Below are 19,579 nucleotides of genomic sequence, written 5' to 3' on the forward strand. Positions count from 1 at the left end.
TCCCCGGCCCGGTCCGCGCGACCGGGCCGCACCGCGCGCGTCCTCACCTCTCGCCGTGCGGGCGTCCGGCTAGGCGCGGGGGTCCGTGGTGTCCGGGCGGACCGGGTTGCGGGAGGCCAGTTCCCGGACCTGTGCGAGGACCGTGCCCGTGCCGCCCTCGTCGCGTACGGCCGCGCCGAACAGCTCGGCGATCCTGGCCATGTCGTCCTCGTCCATCCCCTGGGTGGTGACGGCCGCGGTGCCCAGCCGGATGCCGCGCTCGTCCCCGTACGGCAGCGCGCACGTGTCCACGACCAGCCCGGCCGCCATGAGCCGCTCGCGGGCGGTGCGGCCGTCGACGCCCAGCGGGCCGGGGTCCGCGACGACGATGTGGGTGTCCGTGCCGCCCGTGGTGATCTCGAAGCCCTCGGCCTCCAGCGCGGCGGCGAGGACGCGGGCGTGGGCGACGACGCGGTGGGCGTAGACCGCGTACGCCGGGGTCGCGGCCTCTCCGAACGCCACCGCCTTCGCCGCGATCGTGTTCATCTGGGCGCCGCCCTGGGTGAAGGGGAAGACCGCGCGGTCGATGCGTTCGGACAGTTCGACCCCGCACAGGATCATGCCGCCGCGCGGGCCGCGCAGCACCTTGTGCGTCGTCGCGCACACCACGTCCGCGTACGGGACGGGGCTGGGCGCCGCTCCCCCGGCGATCAGTCCCATGGGGTGGGCGGCGTCCGCGATCAGATAGGCGCCCACCTCGTCGGCGATGGCCCGGAACTGCTCGTAGTCGGGGTGGCGGGGGTACGAGATGGAGCCGCAGACGATCGCCTTGGGCCGCCGCGCCCTCGCCAGGGCACGCACCTGGGTGTAGTCGATCAGCCCGCTGTCGGGGTCGACCCCGTATCCGGCGAACTCGAACCAGCGTCCGGAGAAGTTGCCCGGGGCGCCGTGGGTCAGGTGCCCACCGTACGGAAGTCCCATGGCCAGCACCGTGTCGCCGGGGCGCAGCAGCGCGGCGTAGGCGGCGAGCACGGCCGAGGAGCCGGAGTGCGGCTGGACGTTGGCGTGCTCGGCGCCGAACAGCGCCATGGCTCGCCGGACGGCGGTGCGTTCGGCGGCGTCGGCCTGTTCGCAGCCGCCGTGGTGACGGGCCCCGGGGTAGCCCTCGGCGTACTTGTTGGCGAGCGGGGAGCCGAGGGCTGCGAGAACAGCCGGCGAGGTGAAGTTCTCGGCGGCGATCAGCTGGAGTGTGCTCGCCTGCCGGTCCGCCTCGGCCAGCAGGATGCCGCCGATCTCCGGATCCTGGCGGAGCAGGGCGTCGAAGTCCCGGGGCACGCCGGTGTCGTACGGGGAGGGAGGCGGCGCGGTTGCGCGTGCGGCTGGAGTGGTGACCGACATGTGACGGCTCCGGGCCTGAGGAGGGGGGTGCGTGGCGTCAGCTCCAATGTAGGCCCGCCCCGGGCGGCCTGCCCGCTGCCGTGCGGCCCTCTACGCCGGTCGGCGCACCTCAGTGCGGAGCGCGCACACCGGTCAGTGCCGTCATCACGGGGTCGAGCGCCTGGCTGATCTCGTCACCGATCGAGCGGAAGAACGTGATCGGGGCGCCGTACGGGTCGTAGACCTCGTCGGCCTCCGCCGTCGGCGCCAGCAGCCAGCCGCGCAGGGCCGCCGCGGCGCGCACGAGTGCGCGGGCCCGCTCGACGACGCCCTCCTCGCGGGCGTCCGGCAGGGTGGCGGGGTCTATGGCCCGCACCAGGCGGGTGAACTCCTTGAGCGTGAAGGTGCGCAGACCCGCCGAGTGGCCCATCGAGATCACCTGGGCGCGGTGGTCGCGGGTGGCGGTGAGCACCAGGTCCGCCCGGATCACGTGCTCGTCGAGGAGCTCGCGGCCGACGAAGCCGGTGGCGTCCGCACCGAAGTCGGCGAGGACGACCTCGGCGTTGGCCTCCATGGGCGCGCCCTCGTGCCCCCAGGTGCCGGCGCTCTCGACGATGAGGCCGCCGCTGAGCGGATCGCCGAGGCGGTCCACGAGGGCATGGCGGGTCAGCCGCTCGGTGATGGGCGAGCGGCAGACGTTGCCGGTGCTGACGTGGAGGATGCGGAAAGTGTCGTGCTGCCCCGCTATGCCACGCCCCTCAGGGGCGGTCAATTGGCCACCTCGAGGTCGGGTACCACCTTGCGGAGTTCCTCGACGGAGAGCGCGCCCGCGCGGAGCAGCACGGGGACCTTGCCGGTGACGTCGACGATCGAGGACGGCACGATGCCGGGGGTCGGTCCGCCGTCGAGGTAGACGGAGACGCTGTCGCCGAGCATCTCCTGGGCGGAGTCGCAGGTCTCGGGCGAGGGGTGTCCGGTGAGGTTGGCGCTGGAGACGGCCATGGGGCCGACCTCCGTGAGGAGCTCGATCGCCACGGGGTGCAGGGGCATCCGGACGGCGACGGTGCCCCGGGTGTCACCGAGGTCCCACTGGAGCGACGGCTGGTGCTTGGCGACGAGCGTGAGGGCGCCGGGCCAGAACGCGTCGACGAGCTCCCAGGCCTGCTCGGAGAAGTCGGTGACCAGGCCGTGCAGGGTGTTCGGGGAGCCGATCAGGACAGGGGTCGGCATGTTGCGTCCGCGGCCCTTGGCGTCCAGGAGGTCGGCGACGCCCTCGGAGCTGAAGGCGTCCGCACCGATCCCGTACACGGTGTCCGTGGGCAGCACGACCAGTTCGCCGCGGCGGACGGCGGACGCGGCTTCACGCAGGCCGGTCGTACGGTCGGTCGCGTCGTTGCAGTCGTATCGCCGTGCCATCAGCCGGCCTCCTCGGACATGTACGGGTGGGAAGGGTGGAAGGGTCGCGGTGCCGGTGTGCCGGTGGTCACGGCATGGCCTTGCGGGCCGTCGCGAACCGGGGCCGCCTGTTCAGGTCGGGGTGGTCGGCCGCGTCGGCCCAGCCCCGCTCCTCGGTGAAGATCCACGGCACCTGGCCGCCCTGGGTGTCGGCGTGCTCGATGACGACGAGCCCGCCGGGGCGGAGCAGCCGGTGGGCGGTCCGTTCGATGCCCCGGATGGTGTCGAGGCCGTCCTCGCCGGAGAACAGCGCCATCTGCGGGTCGTGGTCGCGGGCCTCGGGTGCCACGTACTCCCACTCGGTGAGCGGGATGTAGGGCGGGTTGGAGATGACCAGGTCGACCTGCCCGTCGAGCTCGGGGAGGGCGCTCAGGGCGTCGCCGCGGTGCACCGTGACCCTGGACCCCTCGGCGTTCTTCCGGGTCCACCTCAGGGCGTCCTCGGAGAGCTCCACGGCGTGCACGCGGGACCGCGGCACCTCCTGGGCCATGGCGAGCGCGATCGCGCCCGAACCGGTGCAGAGGTCGACGATCAGCGGTTCGACGACGTCCATCGCGCGGACCGCGTCTATGGCCCAGCCGACGACCGACTCGGTCTCGGGCCGGGGCACGAAGACGCCGGGGCCCACCTGGAGCTCCAGGTAGCGGAAGAAGGCGCGGCCGGTGATGTGCTGGAGCGGCTCGCGGGCCTCACGGCGGGCGATCGTCTCCCAGTACCGGGCGTCGAAGTCGGCGTCCGGCACGTTGTGCAGCTCGCCCCGCTTGACGTCGTGCACGAACGCGGCGAGTTCCTCGGCGTCGAATCGCGGTGAGGGGACACCGGCGTCGGCCAGCCGCTGGGTGGCCTGGGCCACCTCGGCGAGCAGCAGGTTCATCGCGGTTCTCCGTACGGGTTCACGAGCGGGGCGGGGCGGTGGAACTCACGCGGCGGCGAGCTTCGCCGCGGAGTCGGCATCGACGCAGGCCTGGATGACGGCATCGAGGTCGCCGTCGAGCACCTGGTCCAAGTTGTACGCCTTGAAGCCGACGCGGTGGTCCGAGATGCGGTTTTCCGGGAAGTTGTACGTCCGGATCTTCTCGGACCGGTCGACGGTGCGCACCTGGCTGCGGCGTACGTCGGAGGCCTCCTGCTCGGCGGCCTCCTGGGCCGCGGCCAGCAGCCGGGACCGCAGGATGCGCATGGCCTGCTCCTTGTTCTGGAGCTGGCTCTTCTCGTTCTGGCAGGAGGCGACGACGCCGGTCGGCAGGTGCGTGATGCGGACGGCGGAGTCCGTGGTGTTGACGGACTGGCCGCCGGGGCCCGAGGAGCGGTACACGTCGATGCGGAGGTCGTTGGCGTGGATCTCCACGTCGACCTCCTCCGCCTCGGGCGTGACGAGCACACCGGCGGCGGAGGTGTGGATGCGGCCCTGGGACTCGGTGGAGGGCACGCGCTGCACACGGTGCACGCCGCCCTCGTACTTCATCCGCGCCCAGACGCCCTGGCCGGGCTCGGTGGCGCCGTTGCCGCCCTTGGTCTTCACGGCGACCTGGACGTCCTTGTAGCCGCCGAGCTCGGACTCGGTGGAGTCGATGATCTCGGTCTTCCAGCCGACGCGCTCGGCGTAGCGCAGATACATGCGCAGGAGGTCGCCGGCGAAGAGGGCGGACTCGTCGCCGCCCGCGCCCGCCTTGATCTCCAGCAGCACGTCCTTGTCGTCGCTGGGGTCGCGCGGGACCAGGAGGAGCCGCAGCTTCTCGGTGATCTCCTCGCGCTGCTTCTCCAGGACCTTGACCTCGGCGGCGAAGTCCGGGTCGTCGGCGGCGAATTCGCGGGCCGTCCCGATGTCGTCACCGGTCTGCTTCCAGGACCGGTACGTGGAGACGATCGGGGTCAGCTCCGCGTAGCGCTTGTTGAGCTTGCGCGCGTTGGCCTGGTCGGCGTGGACCGACGGGTCGGCGAGCTTCTTCTCGAGATCGGCGTGCTCGCCGATCAGTTCCTCGACCGCCTCGAACATCTTCGGGCTCCTGGTTTCTGCGTCATACGTCTGCGGGCCTGCTGGACGGCGTACCGGCGGCTCCGCGGCCCCGGAGGGCGCGCCCTGCCGCGCAGCCGGAAAAAACGCCGGCCCCGGCGCCCCCGCTAGAGGGCGCCGGGAACCGGCGCAGTGGCTCGCTACTTGCTGGCGGAGCCGGCAGCCTTGCCGAAACGGGCCTCGAAGCGGGCCACGCGGCCGCCGGTGTCGAGGATCTTCTGCTTGCCCGTGTAGAACGGGTGGCACTCGGAGCAGACGTCGGCGCGGATGGCGCCGCCCTGGAGGGTGCTCCGGGTGGTGAACGACGCACCGCAGGTGCAGCTGACCTGCGTCTCGACGTACTCGGGGTGAATGTCGCGCTTCAAGGTGTCTCCTAGATTCGGGAGGGCTCCGGGTCGTTCGCGCGGATTGCGCGTCCGTGAACCGGGGCCGACGTACCAGTCTGCCAGGACCGGCCGTATCTCCCAAAACGAGGACCCCGCCGCAGGTATTCCCGTGCCCGCGGGGGACGTTCCGCGACCGTCCGGCGACGGAGGGTGCCGTTACCGTACGACCTTTCCCGCCCCGCCCTTGTCGCCCGCCGACTGCGCGGTGGCGGAGGCCGGGATGGGCTTGTCCTGCTTGAGGGCCGCCCAGACCTGCCGGCCGGCCTTCTCCTGGGGCAGCACCCGGTTGGGGTCGGCCGGGTCGTACTCGACGGGCAGGGTCACCATGTCGACGTCCGACGAGCCGAGTCCCTTGAGTCCGTTCGCGAAGCTCGTGAGCTGCTTGACCGAGGCGAGCGCGGAGTCGGTGGTGACGGCCTTGGTCGCGGCGTCGGCGAGGCCGAACAGCTTCTTCGGGCTGGAGAACACCCCGACGCTCTTCGCCTGGTCCATCAGGGCCTTCATGAACGCCTGCTGGAGCTGGATGCGGCCCAGGTCGCTGCCGTCCCCGACGCTGTGGCGCGTGCGGACGAGGCCGAGCGACTGCTCCCCGCTCAGGGTGTGGGTGCCGGGCTTCAGCGCGAGGTGGCTGTCGGGGTCGTGGATTGCCTGCGAGGTGGTGATCTCGACGCCGCCGAGCTCGTCGACGAGCTTCTTGAAGCCGGTGAAGTCGACCTCGAGGTAGTGGTCCATGCGTATGCCCGACATGGCCTCGACGGTCTTGACCGCGCAGGCGGGCCCGCCCGTCTGGTAGGCCGAGTTGAACATCGTCTGGTGCGCGGCGGGGACCTGCTCGCCGGTCGTGGCGTTCGTGCAGGCGGGGCGGTCGACGAGGGTGTCGCGCGGGACCGAGACCACGCTCGCGGAGGTGTGCCCCTCGTCGACGTGCACGACCATCGCGGTGTCCGCCCGTGCGGTGCCCTCGTCGGTGCCGTACGCGGCGTTGGCGCCGGAGCGGGAGTCCGAACCCAGCACCAGGATGTCTTCGGACCCGTTGTCCACGTCGTCGGGACGGTGCGTCCCGAGGGCGGCGTCGATGTCGACGCCCTTCAGGTTTCCGTTGAGCGTGACGTAGGCGTACCCGAGCCCGGAACCGCCGACGACCACCAGTGCGGCGGCGCCCCACAGGGCGGCGTTCCTGGCCCGCCTGCCGCGCGAGGGCTTCCTCCGGCGGCTGCCGGTGCCGCGTATTCGGCCGGTGCTCCTGCTCTGCTCGCTCATGCGGATCCCTCTTTCCGTTCCTCGCCGCTGACCCCCTGCCGTGGCGCACGGGCGTGGTCCGGTGTCGCGCGGTGCGACGACCGGAGCAGCGAGAAGCCTCGCACAACGGGCTGAGGCCCCCGCCGAACGGCGGGGGCCTCTCCCGGAGCGGGTGAGCGGGCCGGGAACCCGGCGCTCACCTGGTGTTTCAGCTGACCGTGTAGTAGCTGTTCCAGCCGGTTCCGAGCTTCACCTGTGTGGCAAAGATCTCCGAGGTGCCGACGCCCGTCCCCTTGAGGAGGTACAGGGCGCCCGCGGGCGTGCGCGCCACGAGGTCGGACTTGGCGTCGCCGTTGACGTCGCCGGGCGTGACCAGCAGGTCGTAGGCGGACCAGTTGCTGCGGACCTTGACCGGGACCTCGAACGGGGCGGTGGACTTGCCGGTGCCCTTGGCGAGGTAGAGGTCGTTGGTGCCGCCGCGGCGCAGCAGCAGGTCGTTCTTGCCGTCGTAGGTGAAGTCACCGTGACCGCGGACCTGGTTGTACACCTGGTAGCCGGCAGCCGCCTTGACCGCCGTGTTGAACTTCCCGTTGCCGTAGCTCGGGTACACCAGCAGGTCACCGGTGGAGGTGACCGCCAGGACGTCGCCCTTGCCGTCGTTGTTCACGTCGCCGGGGGCCACGATCGCGCGGACGGTCTTCCAGCCGCTGAACATCTTCGTCTTGGCGTAGGTCGAGCTGGTCGCCGACCGGTGCAGCCAGTAGACGTCGCCCGTCGAGCTCTGCCGGGCGATGAGGTCCTCGTAACCGTCACGGTTGAGGTCCGTCTGGATGATCAGGTTGTACGCGCTGTACGAGCCGGCGAGGACCTTGCGCGCGGCGAGCGCCTCACCGGTGGAGTTCATGGTGTAACCCGTCGCCCCGGTGGTGCGGGCGAACAGGTCGGCGCGGTGGTCCCGGCTGAAGCTGGTGTCGTCGATCCGCGGCTGGATCGAGCGGTAGTACGTCGACACCTTGGTGTACACGTCGTACGTGCCCTGCATGTTGCAGGCCTCGAAGTCACTGGCCACACCCCACGAGGTGATGCCGATGACCCTGCCGCTGACGAACATCGGGCTGCCCGAGTCACCGGGGCAGGTCGCCTTGCCCGTGGCGTCGTTGCCCGTGCCGCCCACGCCCGCGCAGATCATGTGCCCGGGCTTGTAGGCACCCGGGATGTTCACGGCCGTGTCGAGGTTCGCCGAGCAGTCGGCGTCCGACTGCAGCGGCTGCTCCAGGCGCAGGAGGGTGTCCGACAGCGGGGAGAGGTCCCAGTCGGAACCCGTCATGCCCCAGCCGTACGTGGTGGCCACGGTGCCCGGGGCGTACCGGGCGGTGTCGCCGTACGAGGCCGGCTGGGCCGGGGTGTAGGACAGCGGCTTGGAGAGCGTCAGCAGCGCGATGTCGTTGTCGATCGCGTCCGCGTTGTACGTACCCGCGAAGTAGGAACGGGTGATTCCGACGGCGGTTCCCTCGTCGGCAGGACCACCCGCGAGCTTGGCGGTGCCGGCGAGCACCATTCCGTGCCCCGCCATGTCGAGCGCTTTGCCGTTCTCGTCGGTGACGCAGTGCGCCGCCGTCATCACCTTGTTGGGCGCGACGAGCGTGCCGCCGCAGGTGAAGTAGAAATATCCGTCGTTGTCGTACTCGAACAGGAGCTGCACCATCCAGGGGGCGCTGCTGAACGACGTACCTGTACCGCCGATTATCTTCGACGACATGTTCTTCGGGCTGACCACCTTGGCGCCCTTCGGCGGCAGGAACTGCTCGCCGCCGTCATCGGCCTGGGCGGTGGCCGTCAGGCCGCCCCCCAGGAGTGCCAGCGTGGCCATACCGGCAGCGAGGTATCTGCTGATTCTTCCTACCGATATGCCACGACGCGACATGCGCACACAAGTCTCCCGTTGTCCAAAAGCATGTGGTGTGTGGTGCCGTAAGTGGGGGGAGAGTGACGGCAAGTTGAATGGTACATGCAGAAATCCGCCCCGTCACCGAAGTAACAGGGCGGATTTCAGAGAAACTTGACCGGTACTGCGTCAGAAGTGAATTCAGTCGTTCCCATTGCCGTTGCCCGGCGTGGTCTTCTGGATCTGGAGCAGGAACTCCGCATTCGACTGCGTCTTCTTCATCCGGTCCAGCAGCAGCTCGATCGCCTGCTGCTGGTCGAGCGCGTGGAGCACCCGGCGCAGCTTCCAGACGACGGCCAATTCGTCGGTACCGAGGAGGATTTCTTCCTTACGGGTGCTGGACGCGTCCACGTCCACCGCCGGGAAGATGCGCTTGTCCGAGAGCTTCCGGTCGAGCTTGAGCTCCATGTTGCCGGTGCCCTTGAACTCCTCGAAGATCACCTCGTCCATGCGCGAGCCGGTCTCGACGAGCGCGGTGGCCAGGATGGTCAGCGAACCGCCGTCCTCGATGTTGCGCGCCGCACCGAAGAAGCGCTTCGGCGGGTACAGCGCGGTCGAGTCGACACCACCGGACAGGATGCGGCCGGAGGCCGGTGCCGCCAGGTTGTAGGCGCGGCCCAGGCGGGTGATCGAGTCCAGCAGGACCACCACGTCGTGCCCCAGCTCCACGAGGCGCTTCGCACGCTCGATGGCGAGCTCGGCGACCGTGGTGTGGTCCTCGGCGGGACGGTCGAAGGTCGAGGAGATGACCTCGCCCTTCACCGACCGCTGCATGTCGGTGACCTCTTCCGGACGCTCGTCGACCAGGACGACCATCAGGTGGCACTCGGGGCTGTTGACCGTGATCGCGTTGGCGATGGCCTGGAGGATCATGGTCTTACCGGTCTTCGGCGGGGCCACGATCAGGCCTCGCTGGCCCTTGCCGATCGGGGCGACCAGGTCGATGATCCGGGTGGTCAGGACGTTGGAGTCGGTCTCCAGACGGAGCCTGTCCTGCGGGTACAGCGGGGTCAGCTTCTGGAACTCGGGGCGTCCCCGGCCGCTCTCCGGCGCCATGCCGTTGACGGAGTCGAGGCGGACCAGCGCGTTGAACTTCTCGCGGCGCTCGCCGTCCTTGGGCTGGCGCACCGCACCGGTGACGTGGTCACCCTTGCGCAGTCCGTTCTTGCGGACCTGGGCCAGCGAGACGTACACGTCGTTCGGGCCCGGCAGGTAGCCGGAGGTCCGGATGAACGCGTAGTTGTCGAGGATGTCGAGGATGCCCGCGACGGGGATCAGGACGTCGTCGTCGGCCACCTGCACGTCGGTCGCGAAGTCGTCGCGTCCACGACGGCCGCGGCGGTCGCGGTAGCGGCCCCTGCGTCCGCGCCGGCCGCTCTCGTCGTCGTAACCGTCGTCCTGCTGGCCGCCACCCTGCGGGCCCTGGCTCTGGCCGCCGCCCTGCTGGCCCTGACGGCGTCCGCCGCCCTGCTGGCCCTGGTCGTCGCCCTTGCCGCGGCGGTCGCGCTGGCGGTCCCGGCGGTCACCGCGGTCACCGCGCTCCTGGCGGTCGCCGCGACGGCCGTCCTGGCGGTCGCCACGGCGGCCCTCGGCGGCGTCCGCGGCGGACTCGGCCTTGGCGTCGCCCTTCGCCTCGCCGCGCTCGTCGGCGCGGTCCTGGCGGCCCTCGCCCTTGTCCTGGCGGGGCTCGGCCTTCGGCTCGGCCTGCGGCTCCGCCTTGGACTCGGCCTTGGTGTCGGGGCTGCCCGCCTGCGCGGTGGCGCGGCGACGGCGACGCTCGCCCTGGGGCTGGTCGTCGCTGGCCGGCTGACCGGGGATGTCGATCTGCTGCTGGGCGGCGGCCTTCTCGGCCGGCGCGGCGGCGGTCTCGTCACCGGTGCGCGACTTGGACGTGGCGCGCCGCTTCGGCTTGCTCGCGGTGTCCGTACCGGCGGACGCGGCGGCCTTGGGGGCGGGCGTGGAGGAGCCTCCGGCCTGCGCCTCCTTGATGACCTCGATCAGCTGGCTCTTGCGCATCCGCGCAGTCCCCCTGATGCCGAGGCCGGACGCGACCTGCTGCAGCTCGGCCAGGACCATGCCCTCGAGGCCGGTGCCGGAGCGGCGGCGCCGTGCGGTGGTGCCAGTGGCAGCACCTTCGGCGGGCACGGAGCTGTCGACGCTCTTGTCGGCAGTCACGCCCATCAGATCGGTGGTGTCGCTCACGAAGGGTCCTTCCCTGGAGCGGACGTCGGCCTTCTGGCTCGGCGACCGGTTGTGCTGTCCGACTGCGGTCTGTTGATCGTGTCGATCGCGGACCGTGCCGGGGCGGTGGTCCGCCGGGTACGGCGGAGAGATGAATGTGCGGGGTTCCGGCGCGAGATCCCCCTGCTCGGCCCACTCCTGGACGAGCAAGAGGGTGTCGTGCCGGTTCCGGAGCGTGCTCGAAAGCTCAGGCAGGCTGCTCAGGCAGTCGGGGAGGCTCCCGGAAGAGTGGTGGTCCCGGAGGGGGACACGAAGCAACGCGCCACGAAGACGTCGATTGCTGACTTGAGGTTAACACTACCGGCTCCAACAAACATTCCCCCTCTCATGCACCGGCAATCACATGCGATCACGCGGCGAGCGGCAGCACGCTCGCACCCGGGGCGTCGAGAGAGAGCCGGTTCGCCGCCCAGCCCTCACCCGCCAGCCGGGCGACCTTGTCGGCGGAGCCCTCCTCCGTCAGCGCGAGCACGGTGGGCCCCGCGCCGGAGATGACGGCGGGGACGCCGTCGGCGCGCAGCCGGTTCACCAGCTCCACGCTCTGCGGCATCGCGGGACCCCGGTACTCCTGGTGGATGCGGTCCTCTGTGGCGGCGAGCAGCAGCTCGGGACGCCTGGTCAGGGCCTCGACGAGCAGGGCGGCGCGGCCGGCGTTGGCCGCCGCGTCCACGTGCGGGACGGTGCGCGGCAGCAGGCCGCGGGCGGTCTCGGTCAGCACCGGCGTGGCCGGGACGAAGACCACCGGAACGACCGAGTCCGCGGGGTCCATCCTGATCGCCCTGGCGGCTCCGCCGTCCATCCAGGCGAGGGTGAATCCGCCGAGGAGGCAGGCGGCGACGTTGTCGGGGTGGCCCTCGATCTCGGTCGCCAGCTCCAGCAGGGCGGCGTCGTCGAGGCGGGCCTCGCCGCCCGTCGTCACGGCGCGGGCGGCGACGATGCCGGCGCAGATGGCCGCGGAGGAGGAACCGAGGCCACGGCCGTGCGGGATGCGGTTGGCGCAGACGATCTCGAGACCGCGGGGCTGTCCGCCGAGCAGGTCGAAGGCGGTGCGCAGGGAGCGTACGAGCAGGTGGCTCTCGTCGCGGGGAAGCGTCTCGGCGCCCTCACCCGCGATGTCGATGTGCAGCCCGGAATCGGCGACCCGGACGACCACGTCGTCGTAGAGCCCCAGCGAGAGGCCGAGGGCGTCGAAACCCGGGCCCAGGTTGGCGCTGGTTGCGGGGACGCGCACCCGGACGGCGGCGGCTCGGAACGCGGGACCGGCCATCGGTTGGACGACTCTTCCTGTACGGCGGCGGGGATGTGGTGCAGGGTACTTCGGCGTGCGTGGGGTGCCGTTGTGCGGGGGATGGGGGACCCGGCAGTCACGACGGCTGCTGCACCGCGGCGGATGCGGCGGGGCGGGTTGAGTACAGCTTATCGAAGGAAGGTTCTGTGGCGACATAGGGCGCACAGGAGGCGCACGATGCGTGTCGCACACCTCCCATGCGCTCTCCGCCCCTGGAGGCGGGGAGCTGCCACGGCGGCCGGGCGGGCGAGGCCCGCCTCCCGGCCGCCTCGGCCGTCAGGCCAGGCCCAGCTTCTCGGCGGCGGCGACCGCGTCCACCGGGACCGTGACCGGCTGCGGAGCACCCGCGACGGCCCAGTCGGGGTCCTTCAGCCCGTTGCCGGTGACGGTGCAGACGATCTTCTGGCCGGGGTCGACCTTGCCCTCTTCGGCGGCCTTGAGCAGACCGGCCACGGACGCGGCCGACGCGGGCTCGACGAAGACACCTTCCTGCGACGCCAACAGGCGGTATGCGGACAGAATCTGACGGTCCGTCACCTCGTCGATGAAGCCGCCCGACTCGTCCCGCGCGTCCAGTGCGTACTGCCAGGAGGCCGGGTTGCCGATGCGGATCGCCGTGGCGATGGTCGCCGGGTCCTTGACGATCTCGCCGCGCACGATGGGCGCCGAACCCGAGGCCTGGAAGCCCCACATCCGGGGCGTGTGGGTGGAGATCGCGTCCCCGGCGTACTCCTTGTAGCCCTTCCAGTACGCCGTGATGTTGCCCGCGTTGCCCACCGGGAGGACGTGGATGTCGGGGGCGTCGCCGAGCGCGTCGACGATCTCGAACGCGGCGGTCTTCTGGCCCTCGATACGGACCGGGTTCACCGAATTGACCAGCGCCACCGGGTAGTTGTCCGAGAGGCTGCGGGCCAGCGTCAGGCAGTCGTCGAAGTTGCCGTCGACCTGGAGGATCTTCGCGCCGTGGACGAGGGCCTGCCCCATCTTGCCGAGCGCGATCTTGCCGCGCGGCACGAGGACGGCGCAGACCATGCCGGCGCGCACGGCGTACGCGGCGGCGGAGGCGGAGGTGTTGCCGGTGGAGGCGCAGATGACGGCCTGCGCGCCCTCCTCCTTGGCGCGGGTGATCGCCATGGTCATGCCGCGGTCCTTGAACGAACCCGTCGGGTTGGCGCCCTCGACCTTGAGGTGCACCTCGCAGCCCGTGCGCTCGGAGAGGACCTGCGCCGGAACGAGCGGCGTACCGCCTTCACGCAGGGTGACGACCGGCGTCGTGCTCGTGACCGGAAGCCGGTCCCGGTACTCCTCGATGATGCCGCGCCACTGGTGGGTGCCCTTGGTGGTCATGGGTCCTTACTCCCCTTCAACACGCATGATGCTGGCGACACCGCGCACGGTGTCCAGCTTGCGCAGCGCTTCGACGGTCCCGGAGAGGGCGGCGTCGGGCGCGCGGTGGGTGACGACGACGAGGGATGCCTCGCCGTCCCCGCCCACTCGTCGCCCGCTGCCGCCCTGCTCGATGACGACTTCGTCGCCGCTGCTCGAATGTCGGCTCTGCTGTCGGACCGTATCGATCGATACGCCCTGTTCGGCGAAGACCGTCGCGACCTGGGCGAGTACGCCAGGCTTGTCGGCCACGTCGAGACTGATGTGGTAGCGCGTGACGACATCGCCCATGGGGCTGACGGGCAGGCGCGTGTACGCGGACTCACCGGGGCCGGTGGTCGCGCCGATGATGTTGCGGCACACGGCGACCAGGTCACCGAGGACCGCGGAGGCGGTCGGGGCGCCGCCGGCGCCGGGGCCGTAGAACATGAGCTGCCCGGCCGCCTCGGCCTCGACGAAGACCGCGTTGTACGCCTCGCGGACGGAGGCGAGCGGGTGGCTGAGCGGGATCATCGCGGGATGCACCCTCGCGGTGACGGATTTGCCGTCGGCGGCGCGCTCGCAGATCGCGAGCAGCTTGACCGTACAGCCCATGCGGCGGGCGGAGGCGATGTCGGCGGCGGTGACCTCGGTGATGCCCTCACGGTGCACCTCACCGATCTTCACCCGGGTGTGGAAGGCGATGCCGGCCAGGATCGCGGCCTTCGCGGCGGCGTCGAAGCCCTCCACGTCGGCCGTCGGGTCGGCCTCGGCGTAACCGAGCGCCGTGGCCTCGTCGAGCGCCTCCGAGTAGCCGGCGCCGCTGGTGTCCATCTTGTCGAGGATGAAGTTGGTCGTGCCGTTGACGATGCCGAGCACCCGGTTGACCTTGTCGCCCGCCAGGGACTCGCGCAGCGGGCGGACGAGCGGGATGGCGCCGGCCACGGCCGCCTCGTAGTAGAGGTCCCTGCCGTTGCGCTCCGCGGCGGCGTGGAGCGCGGAGCCGTCCTCGGCGAGCAGTGCCTTGTTGGCCGAGACGACGCCCGCGCCGTGTTCGAAGGCCGTGGTGATGAGCGTGCGGGCGGGCTCGATGCCCCCGATGACCTCGACGACCACGTCGATGTCGCCCCGTTTGACCAGGGCGGTCGCGTCGGTGGTGATCAGGGCGGGGTCGATCCCCTCCCGCACCTTGGAGGGCCGGCGGACGGCGACACCGGCGAGCTCGACCGGCGCGCCGATGCGCGCGGCGAGGTCGTCGGCGTGCGTCGTCATGATGCGCGCCACCTCTGAGCCGACCACTCCACAGCCCAGCAGCGCCACCTTCAGCGGACGCGTACGCATCATCCGACCTCGTTTCTCATACTTCTGATGTGTGGACCAGTCTCACTCACCGGACGGGGGTTTCTGCCACCCGTCCGGATTTTGAGATGTGAATTTCATCAGCCGACATCGAGACGCAGGAGATCTTCCTCCGTCTCGCGCCGGACGATGACCCGCGCCTCACCGTCACGCACGGCGACGACGGGCGGGCGCAGCGCGTGGTTGTAGTTGCTCGCCATGGAGCGGCAGTACGCCCCGGTGGCAGGCACCGCGATCAGGTCGCCCGGTGCCAGGTCGGACGGCAGGAACGCGTCCTTGACCACGATGTCACCACTCTCGCAGTGCTTGCCGACGACGCGTACGAGCATGGGCGCGGCGTCCGAGCTGCGCGAGACGAGGGCGACGCTGTACTCGGCGTCGTAGAGAGCGGTACGGATGTTGTCCGACATGCCGCCGTCGACACTCACGTACGTCCGCAGGCCCTCCAGGGGCTTGATGGTGCCGACCTCGTACAGGGTGAAGGCGGTCGGGCCGACGATCGCGCGGCCGGGCTCCACGGAGATGCGCGGGGTGGCCAGACCGGCCGCCTCGCACTCGCGGGTCACGATGTCGCCCAGCGCCTTGGCGATCTCGTGCGGCTCGCGGGGGTCGTCCTCCGAGGTGTACGCGATGCCGAGGCCGCCGCCGAGGTCGATCTCCGGGAGCTCGATGCCGTGCTCGTCGCGGATCTCCGCGAGCAGCTGCACGACGCGCCGCGCGGAGACCTCGAAGCCGGCCATGTCGAAGATCTGCGAACCGATGTGCGAGTGGATGCCGATGAGCTCCAGCCCGTCCAGGGTGAGCGCCCTGCGGACCGCTTCCGCCGCCTGCCCGTCGGCGAGCGCGATGCCGAACTTCTGGTCCTCGTGCGCGGTGGCGATGAACTCGTGGGTGTGCGCCTCCACGCCGACCGTGACGCGGATCTGGACGCGCTGGCGGGTGCCGAGCGCCTGGGCGATGTGGGAGACGCGCGCGATCTCCTGGAAGGAGTCGAGCACGATCCGCCCGACGCCGGCCTCCACGGCCCGCTCGATCTCCGCGACGGTCTTGTTGTTGCCGTGGAAGGCGATCCGCTCGGCGGGCATCCCCGCCGCCAGCGCGGTGGTGAGCTCGCCGCCGGAGCAGACGTCCAGGTTCAGGCCCTCCTCCTCGAGCCAGCGCACGACGGCGCGGGACAGGAAGGCCTTGCCTGCGTAGAAGACATCGGCGTCCGGACCGAAGGCGTCGGCCCAGGCGCGGCAGCGCGACCGGAAGTCGGCCTCGTCGAGGAAGTACGCCGGGGTGCCGAACTCCTCGGCCAGCCGCGCGACTTCGATCCCACCGACGGTGAGCGCGCCGTCCGCGTCACGGGTGACCGTACGCGACCAGACCTTCGCGTCCAGCTCGTTCAGGTCGGTGGCCGGGGCGGTGTAGTGGCCCTCGGGGAGGACGTCGGCGTGACGGGGCCCGGCGGGGTGTGCGGATCGGCTCATCGTTCTGCTCTGCTCTCTCAGGTCTCAGAGGTGTTCGGGCGCGCTGATGCCGAGCAGGGACAGGCCGCCTGCGAGCACCGTCCCGGCGGCTTCGGCAAGAGCCAGCCGGGAGCGGTGGGCGGCCGAGGGTTTCTCGTCGCCGGCGGGCAGGGGCGGGGTCGCGCCCTGGAGGTCGAGGAAAGCGTCGGCCAGCGTTTCGAGATGCCTGGCGAGCCGGTCGGGTGCCTGGTGACGGGCGGCGGCGGCGAGGACGGAGGGGTAGTCGTCGAGCGCGGCGTGCAGCGCGGGCGCGGGAACGTCGGCGGAGTGCTCGTACACGCCTGTGACGCCGAGCCGCGCGCCCTCGCGGACGAGCGCGCGGGCGCGGGAGTGGGCGTAACGGACCAGGAAGAGGGGGTTGTCCTCCCCCTGTACGAGGAGTTCGCGGCCGAGGGCCGCGTGGTCGTGCCCGGCGGGCCTCAGCAGCCCCCACCGGGCGGCGTCCACGCCGAGCCGCTCCAGGAGCTCTCCCGCGCCGGCTCCGGCGGGGACGGGGCGCGTCTCCCTCAGGGGGGTGGGAGGGTGCCCGTGCCCGTCGACGGTCACGCCGAGACGCGCCCAGCCGGGGTCGGGGGTCTCCTCGCAGGTGGTGCGCACCAGGGCACCCTGCGCGCGGAGCAGCTTCGCCACCGTGGCCGCCACGACCGCCGCCCGGACCTCGCGCCGGTGGTGGAGCTGATGGATCTGGCCGGCGCAGACGTCGCCCCGTCCGTAGCGCACTCCCCGCTCCAGCACCTCGTGGACGCGGGCGGAGCGGGCGACTCCGCCTGCGGAGGGGGCGAGCGTGAAGTTCAGGAAGCCCGGACCGGTGATCTCGACGCGCCCGATGCCGGGCGCCCCGGCCACCCGCTCGCGCAGGATCTCGGCCACCCCACGCGCCGGAAGCCCCGCGGGCCCCGCCAGCTGCAGCGCCACCGCGCAGGCGTAGTCCCCGCTCCCGCCGGGCCGCGTCCGCTCCACCCGCACGCGGGCGGGCACGGGCGCGCGCAGGGCGTCCTCGTCGACCGCACGGCGCACAGCGTGCAGCACGGTCCGGGAGAGATCTGCGGGGGTCACGGGACAAGCGTATGGGAGGAAGGGGGGCACTTCGCCAACCGGTTTCGCCATACGGTCACCGACCCGCCGGCCGTGCGTCCGGCCACCCGCTCAGCCGGCCGTGCTCCCTGCCGTTCCCGCCCCACGCCTGCCGTCCAGCGGCACCCTGCTCCCCCGCTGCGCGAGCCGCCGCACGATGCGCACCAGCTCGCTCGGCTCGAACGGCTTGGCGAGGAAGGCGTCGACCCCCACGTACTCCCCGGACTCCACCTCGTACGGCGTGCAGGCACTCACGACGGCGACGGGCAGGTCCACGGTCCGGGGATCGGCACGCAGCCTGGCCGCGGTCTGGATCCCGTCGAGCCGGGGCATGACCACGTCCAGCGTGATCACATCGGGGCGGACGTCGTGCACGAGGTCCAGGCACTCGACACCATCGGCCGCGGTCACGACCTCGAAGCCCTCCAGCTCGAGATTGACCCTGATCAGCTGCCGGATGACCTTGTTGTCGTCCACAACAAGCACGCGGCCGTACGCCCCTGACACCCTTCGAGAGTAGGTCGACCGGAGGAGCCGCGTCCGGGTTTTGCCCACTTCCGCCCCCGCAGGAGTGGCCGGCTCCCCTCCCGCGTCCGCCCCACGGGGGCACGCGCGACGCGGAAATACCTGTTCCCGGACACCCCCTCGGAGCTGGTAGGGTTTCACTCGTCGCCGCCGAGCGCAGCGACATCGCCCCCGTAGCTCAGGGGATAGAGCATCGGCCTCCGGAGCCGGGTGCGCAGGTTCGAATCCTGCCGGGGGCACTTCGCAGGAAGTGCCGAAAAGACCCTCTCGCCAGTGGAAACACTGCGCAGGGGGTCTTTTTCATGTGGGGCCGCCAGGGCGGCTCTTCTCTCCGGAGCCGCACCCTCGGGATCCAGGGCACGGACCAGGCCCCGCGCGCAGCGGGAAGCGCGGGGCATGGCCGATGAAGAGCCCCGGCACGATCTCTTCCGGTGAGCCGTCCGCACGCCCCGCGTGCCTGTCGCCGTTTCGTCCTGGCGGTTCCGCGCCTGCGCCACCGCCACGACCGGTGGCTTCGGACGCCCGTCGGAGGACTACGGCCTGGTCGTCGTCTCGGACACCGAGGTGGGCATGTACGGGAACTTCTCCGACTGCTGAACCGCCCCTCGACGACGCCCGACCGTCCTCCCGCCGGGCCCGTGACGCGGCCTATCGGCGCTTCAGGAGACGCCAGTCACGACCAGGCTTCGGGATCTTCGCCTCGTCCGCCGCCGGACGGTCCTCGTCCTGGATGACCTCACCCGGGATGACCTGACCCCCGGCCGGCCTGGCGAGTTCCAGGCCGGAGAGATGCGTCTTGAGCCTCTTGGACATGGGGCGGAAGGTCGCGTACGTGAGCCCGCCGGAAACCGCGGCCCCGACGAGGGGAATGGCCTTCGACACGGACTTGGCGAAGGTCTGCTTCGTCATCTCGACGCCGAGATACTCGGCGACCTTCTTCACGATGGGGTAGACGACACCCTTGGTCAGGGCCTGCTGAGGCAGCTTCTTGGCGACCTGCTCGGCCATCGCCTCCGCCACCTTGCCCACGGCGGCGTTCGCGGACTGCGTCCCGAACATCACTCCGAAGAAGAGCGTGAGCACTCCCTTGGTGGCGTCATCGAGGTCGTCCTTGTCCGTGGAGAAGAGATCGGGCCAGCTGTAGAGGTAGGCGAGCTTCTGCGCGATGCGCAGCATGTGGCCGACGTACTGGGCCAGATCGGCAGGCACCGTGGCCGGCAGGGCGAGGACTCCAGGAAGTCCCGCCGCCGCGGAGAGCGCGCTCACCTTGGCGGTCTCGTAGCGGATGGACTCGTTCGCCACCCTGTCCAGAACGTCAAGAGGGATACCCGCCGCTGCGGGGGTCTCTTCCATCGCCCTGAGCACATCTTCTTCCGGGCAGTGCCGGGCGAGCGCCGTCCGGAGGTACGCCTCCCGGTCGACCCGTACGCCCGGAAGCCTTGCCGCGCCCGCCAGAAGAGCGGAGAAACGTGACTCCGGGTTCTCGCTCACTTGTCCCTTGACCATGCCCGGAACGTACATCAGACGGGTGACGCGTATCCCCGGAACTCGTGCAGGAGCGAGCCCGCGTCCCACGACCGTCCCGCCCCGGACGTGGCGGAGCCCGGGAGTCGTATCCAGCTCCCGGGCCCCTGGGGTTGCCACCCAATTGCGCTTGCCAGCGCCGTTTAAGAGTGCGGATCAGTCGTCATACCGTCGCGTTCTGCCTTTGAACTACCGCGCCGCGTAGAGGCGCAGGCCGGATTCGAACCAGCATTCAACGGTGTTCGTCCGTACTCGGTCGATCTGGCAATCGGCGGCGATACTGAAGCTGGAGCGAGA

The 19,579-nt window shown here is 71.0% G+C and carries 17 protein-coding genes and 1 tRNA gene; 2 read left to right on the top strand and 16 right to left on the bottom strand.

Annotated features, from left to right (window positions below):
• Positions 1-69: 69 nt before the first annotated feature.
• From ACFY8O_RS01925 to ACFY8O_RS01995, 15 genes are all read right to left on the bottom strand, one after another.
• Entirely contained in the window at positions 70-1,377 is a 1,308-nt protein-coding gene (locus tag ACFY8O_RS01925; protein ID WP_387897887.1) for a serine hydroxymethyltransferase, read from the bottom strand.
• Between the two features lie 109 nt (positions 1,378-1,486).
• Positions 1,487-2,128, bottom strand: a complete 642-nt coding sequence (locus ACFY8O_RS01930; RefSeq protein WP_073745241.1) for an arsenate reductase/protein-tyrosine-phosphatase family protein — start codon at positions 2,126-2,128, stop codon at positions 1,487-1,489.
• A complete protein-coding gene (locus tag ACFY8O_RS01935) occupies positions 2,125-2,772 on the bottom strand; it encodes an L-threonylcarbamoyladenylate synthase (protein ID WP_145803158.1) in 648 nt (215 codons plus the stop codon). The genes ACFY8O_RS01930 and ACFY8O_RS01935 overlap by 4 nt, the downstream gene beginning before the upstream one ends.
• 67 nt (positions 2,773-2,839) lie before the next feature.
• Positions 2,840-3,685: a peptide chain release factor N(5)-glutamine methyltransferase gene (gene prmC, locus ACFY8O_RS01940; RefSeq protein WP_145803160.1), complete on the bottom strand. Its 846-nt coding sequence runs from the start codon at positions 3,683-3,685 to the stop codon at positions 2,840-2,842.
• 45 nt (positions 3,686-3,730) lie between these two features.
• The gene (gene prfA, locus ACFY8O_RS01945) at positions 3,731-4,807 is read right to left on the bottom strand and encodes a peptide chain release factor 1 (protein WP_014154059.1); all 1,077 of its coding nucleotides are present in this window, start codon (positions 4,805-4,807) and stop codon (positions 3,731-3,733) included.
• Between the two features lie 158 nt (positions 4,808-4,965).
• A complete protein-coding gene (rpmE, locus tag ACFY8O_RS01950; protein ID WP_145803162.1) occupies positions 4,966-5,190 on the bottom strand; it encodes a 50S ribosomal protein L31 in 225 nt (74 codons plus the stop codon).
• A gap of 177 nt (positions 5,191-5,367) precedes the next feature.
• Entirely contained in the window at positions 5,368-6,471 is a 1,104-nt protein-coding gene (locus ACFY8O_RS01955) for an LCP family protein (RefSeq protein ID WP_387897893.1), read from the bottom strand.
• Between the two features lie 187 nt (positions 6,472-6,658).
• Positions 6,659-8,320, bottom strand: a complete 1,662-nt coding sequence (locus ACFY8O_RS01960) for a trypsin-like serine protease (protein ID WP_387897896.1) — start codon at positions 8,318-8,320, stop codon at positions 6,659-6,661.
• A gap of 216 nt (positions 8,321-8,536) precedes the next feature.
• Complete coding sequence (gene rho, locus ACFY8O_RS01965; RefSeq protein ID WP_387897899.1) at positions 8,537-10,597, bottom strand: transcription termination factor Rho; 2,061 nt, start codon at positions 10,595-10,597, stop codon at positions 8,537-8,539.
• A gap of 388 nt (positions 10,598-10,985) precedes the next feature.
• Entirely contained in the window at positions 10,986-11,903 is a 918-nt protein-coding gene (thrB, locus tag ACFY8O_RS01970) for a homoserine kinase (RefSeq protein ID WP_145803170.1), read from the bottom strand.
• A 297-nt stretch (positions 11,904-12,200) separates the two neighbouring features.
• Positions 12,201-13,271, bottom strand: coding sequence for a threonine synthase (gene thrC, locus ACFY8O_RS01975; RefSeq protein ID WP_145803172.1), 1,071 nt, complete (start codon positions 13,269-13,271; stop codon positions 12,201-12,203).
• A gap of 6 nt (positions 13,272-13,277) precedes the next feature.
• The gene (locus ACFY8O_RS01980; protein ID WP_387897904.1) at positions 13,278-14,633 is read right to left on the bottom strand and encodes a homoserine dehydrogenase; all 1,356 of its coding nucleotides are present in this window, start codon (positions 14,631-14,633) and stop codon (positions 13,278-13,280) included.
• A 95-nt stretch (positions 14,634-14,728) separates the two neighbouring features.
• A complete protein-coding gene (gene lysA / locus ACFY8O_RS01985; RefSeq protein ID WP_387897907.1) occupies positions 14,729-16,120 on the bottom strand; it encodes a diaminopimelate decarboxylase in 1,392 nt (463 codons plus the stop codon).
• Between the two features lie 24 nt (positions 16,121-16,144).
• Positions 16,145-17,215, bottom strand: a complete 1,071-nt coding sequence (gene nrtL / locus ACFY8O_RS01990; RefSeq protein WP_387897910.1) for an ArgS-related anticodon-binding protein NrtL — start codon at positions 17,213-17,215, stop codon at positions 16,145-16,147.
• Between the two features lie 90 nt (positions 17,216-17,305).
• Positions 17,306-17,788, bottom strand: coding sequence for a response regulator (locus tag ACFY8O_RS01995; RefSeq protein WP_387897913.1), 483 nt, complete (start codon positions 17,786-17,788; stop codon positions 17,306-17,308).
• Positions 17,789-17,925: 137 nt separating this feature from the next.
• Between ACFY8O_RS01995 and ACFY8O_RS02000 the strand changes: the two genes are divergently transcribed.
• A tRNA-Arg gene (locus ACFY8O_RS02000) sits at positions 17,926-17,997 on the top strand.
• A gap of 214 nt (positions 17,998-18,211) precedes the next feature.
• Positions 18,212-18,355, top strand: coding sequence for a hypothetical protein (locus ACFY8O_RS02005; RefSeq protein ID WP_387897916.1), 144 nt, complete (start codon positions 18,212-18,214; stop codon positions 18,353-18,355).
• Between the two features lie 51 nt (positions 18,356-18,406).
• Here the strand turns inward: ACFY8O_RS02005 and ACFY8O_RS02010 are convergent, their stop codons facing one another.
• Positions 18,407-19,264, bottom strand: coding sequence for a hypothetical protein (locus ACFY8O_RS02010; protein WP_387897919.1), 858 nt, complete (start codon positions 19,262-19,264; stop codon positions 18,407-18,409).
• Between the last annotated feature and the right edge of the window lie 315 nt (positions 19,265-19,579).

This window comes from Streptomyces argenteolus, assembly GCF_042902585.1.
Classification (GTDB): domain Bacteria; phylum Actinomycetota; class Actinomycetes; order Streptomycetales; family Streptomycetaceae; genus Streptomyces; species Streptomyces argenteolus.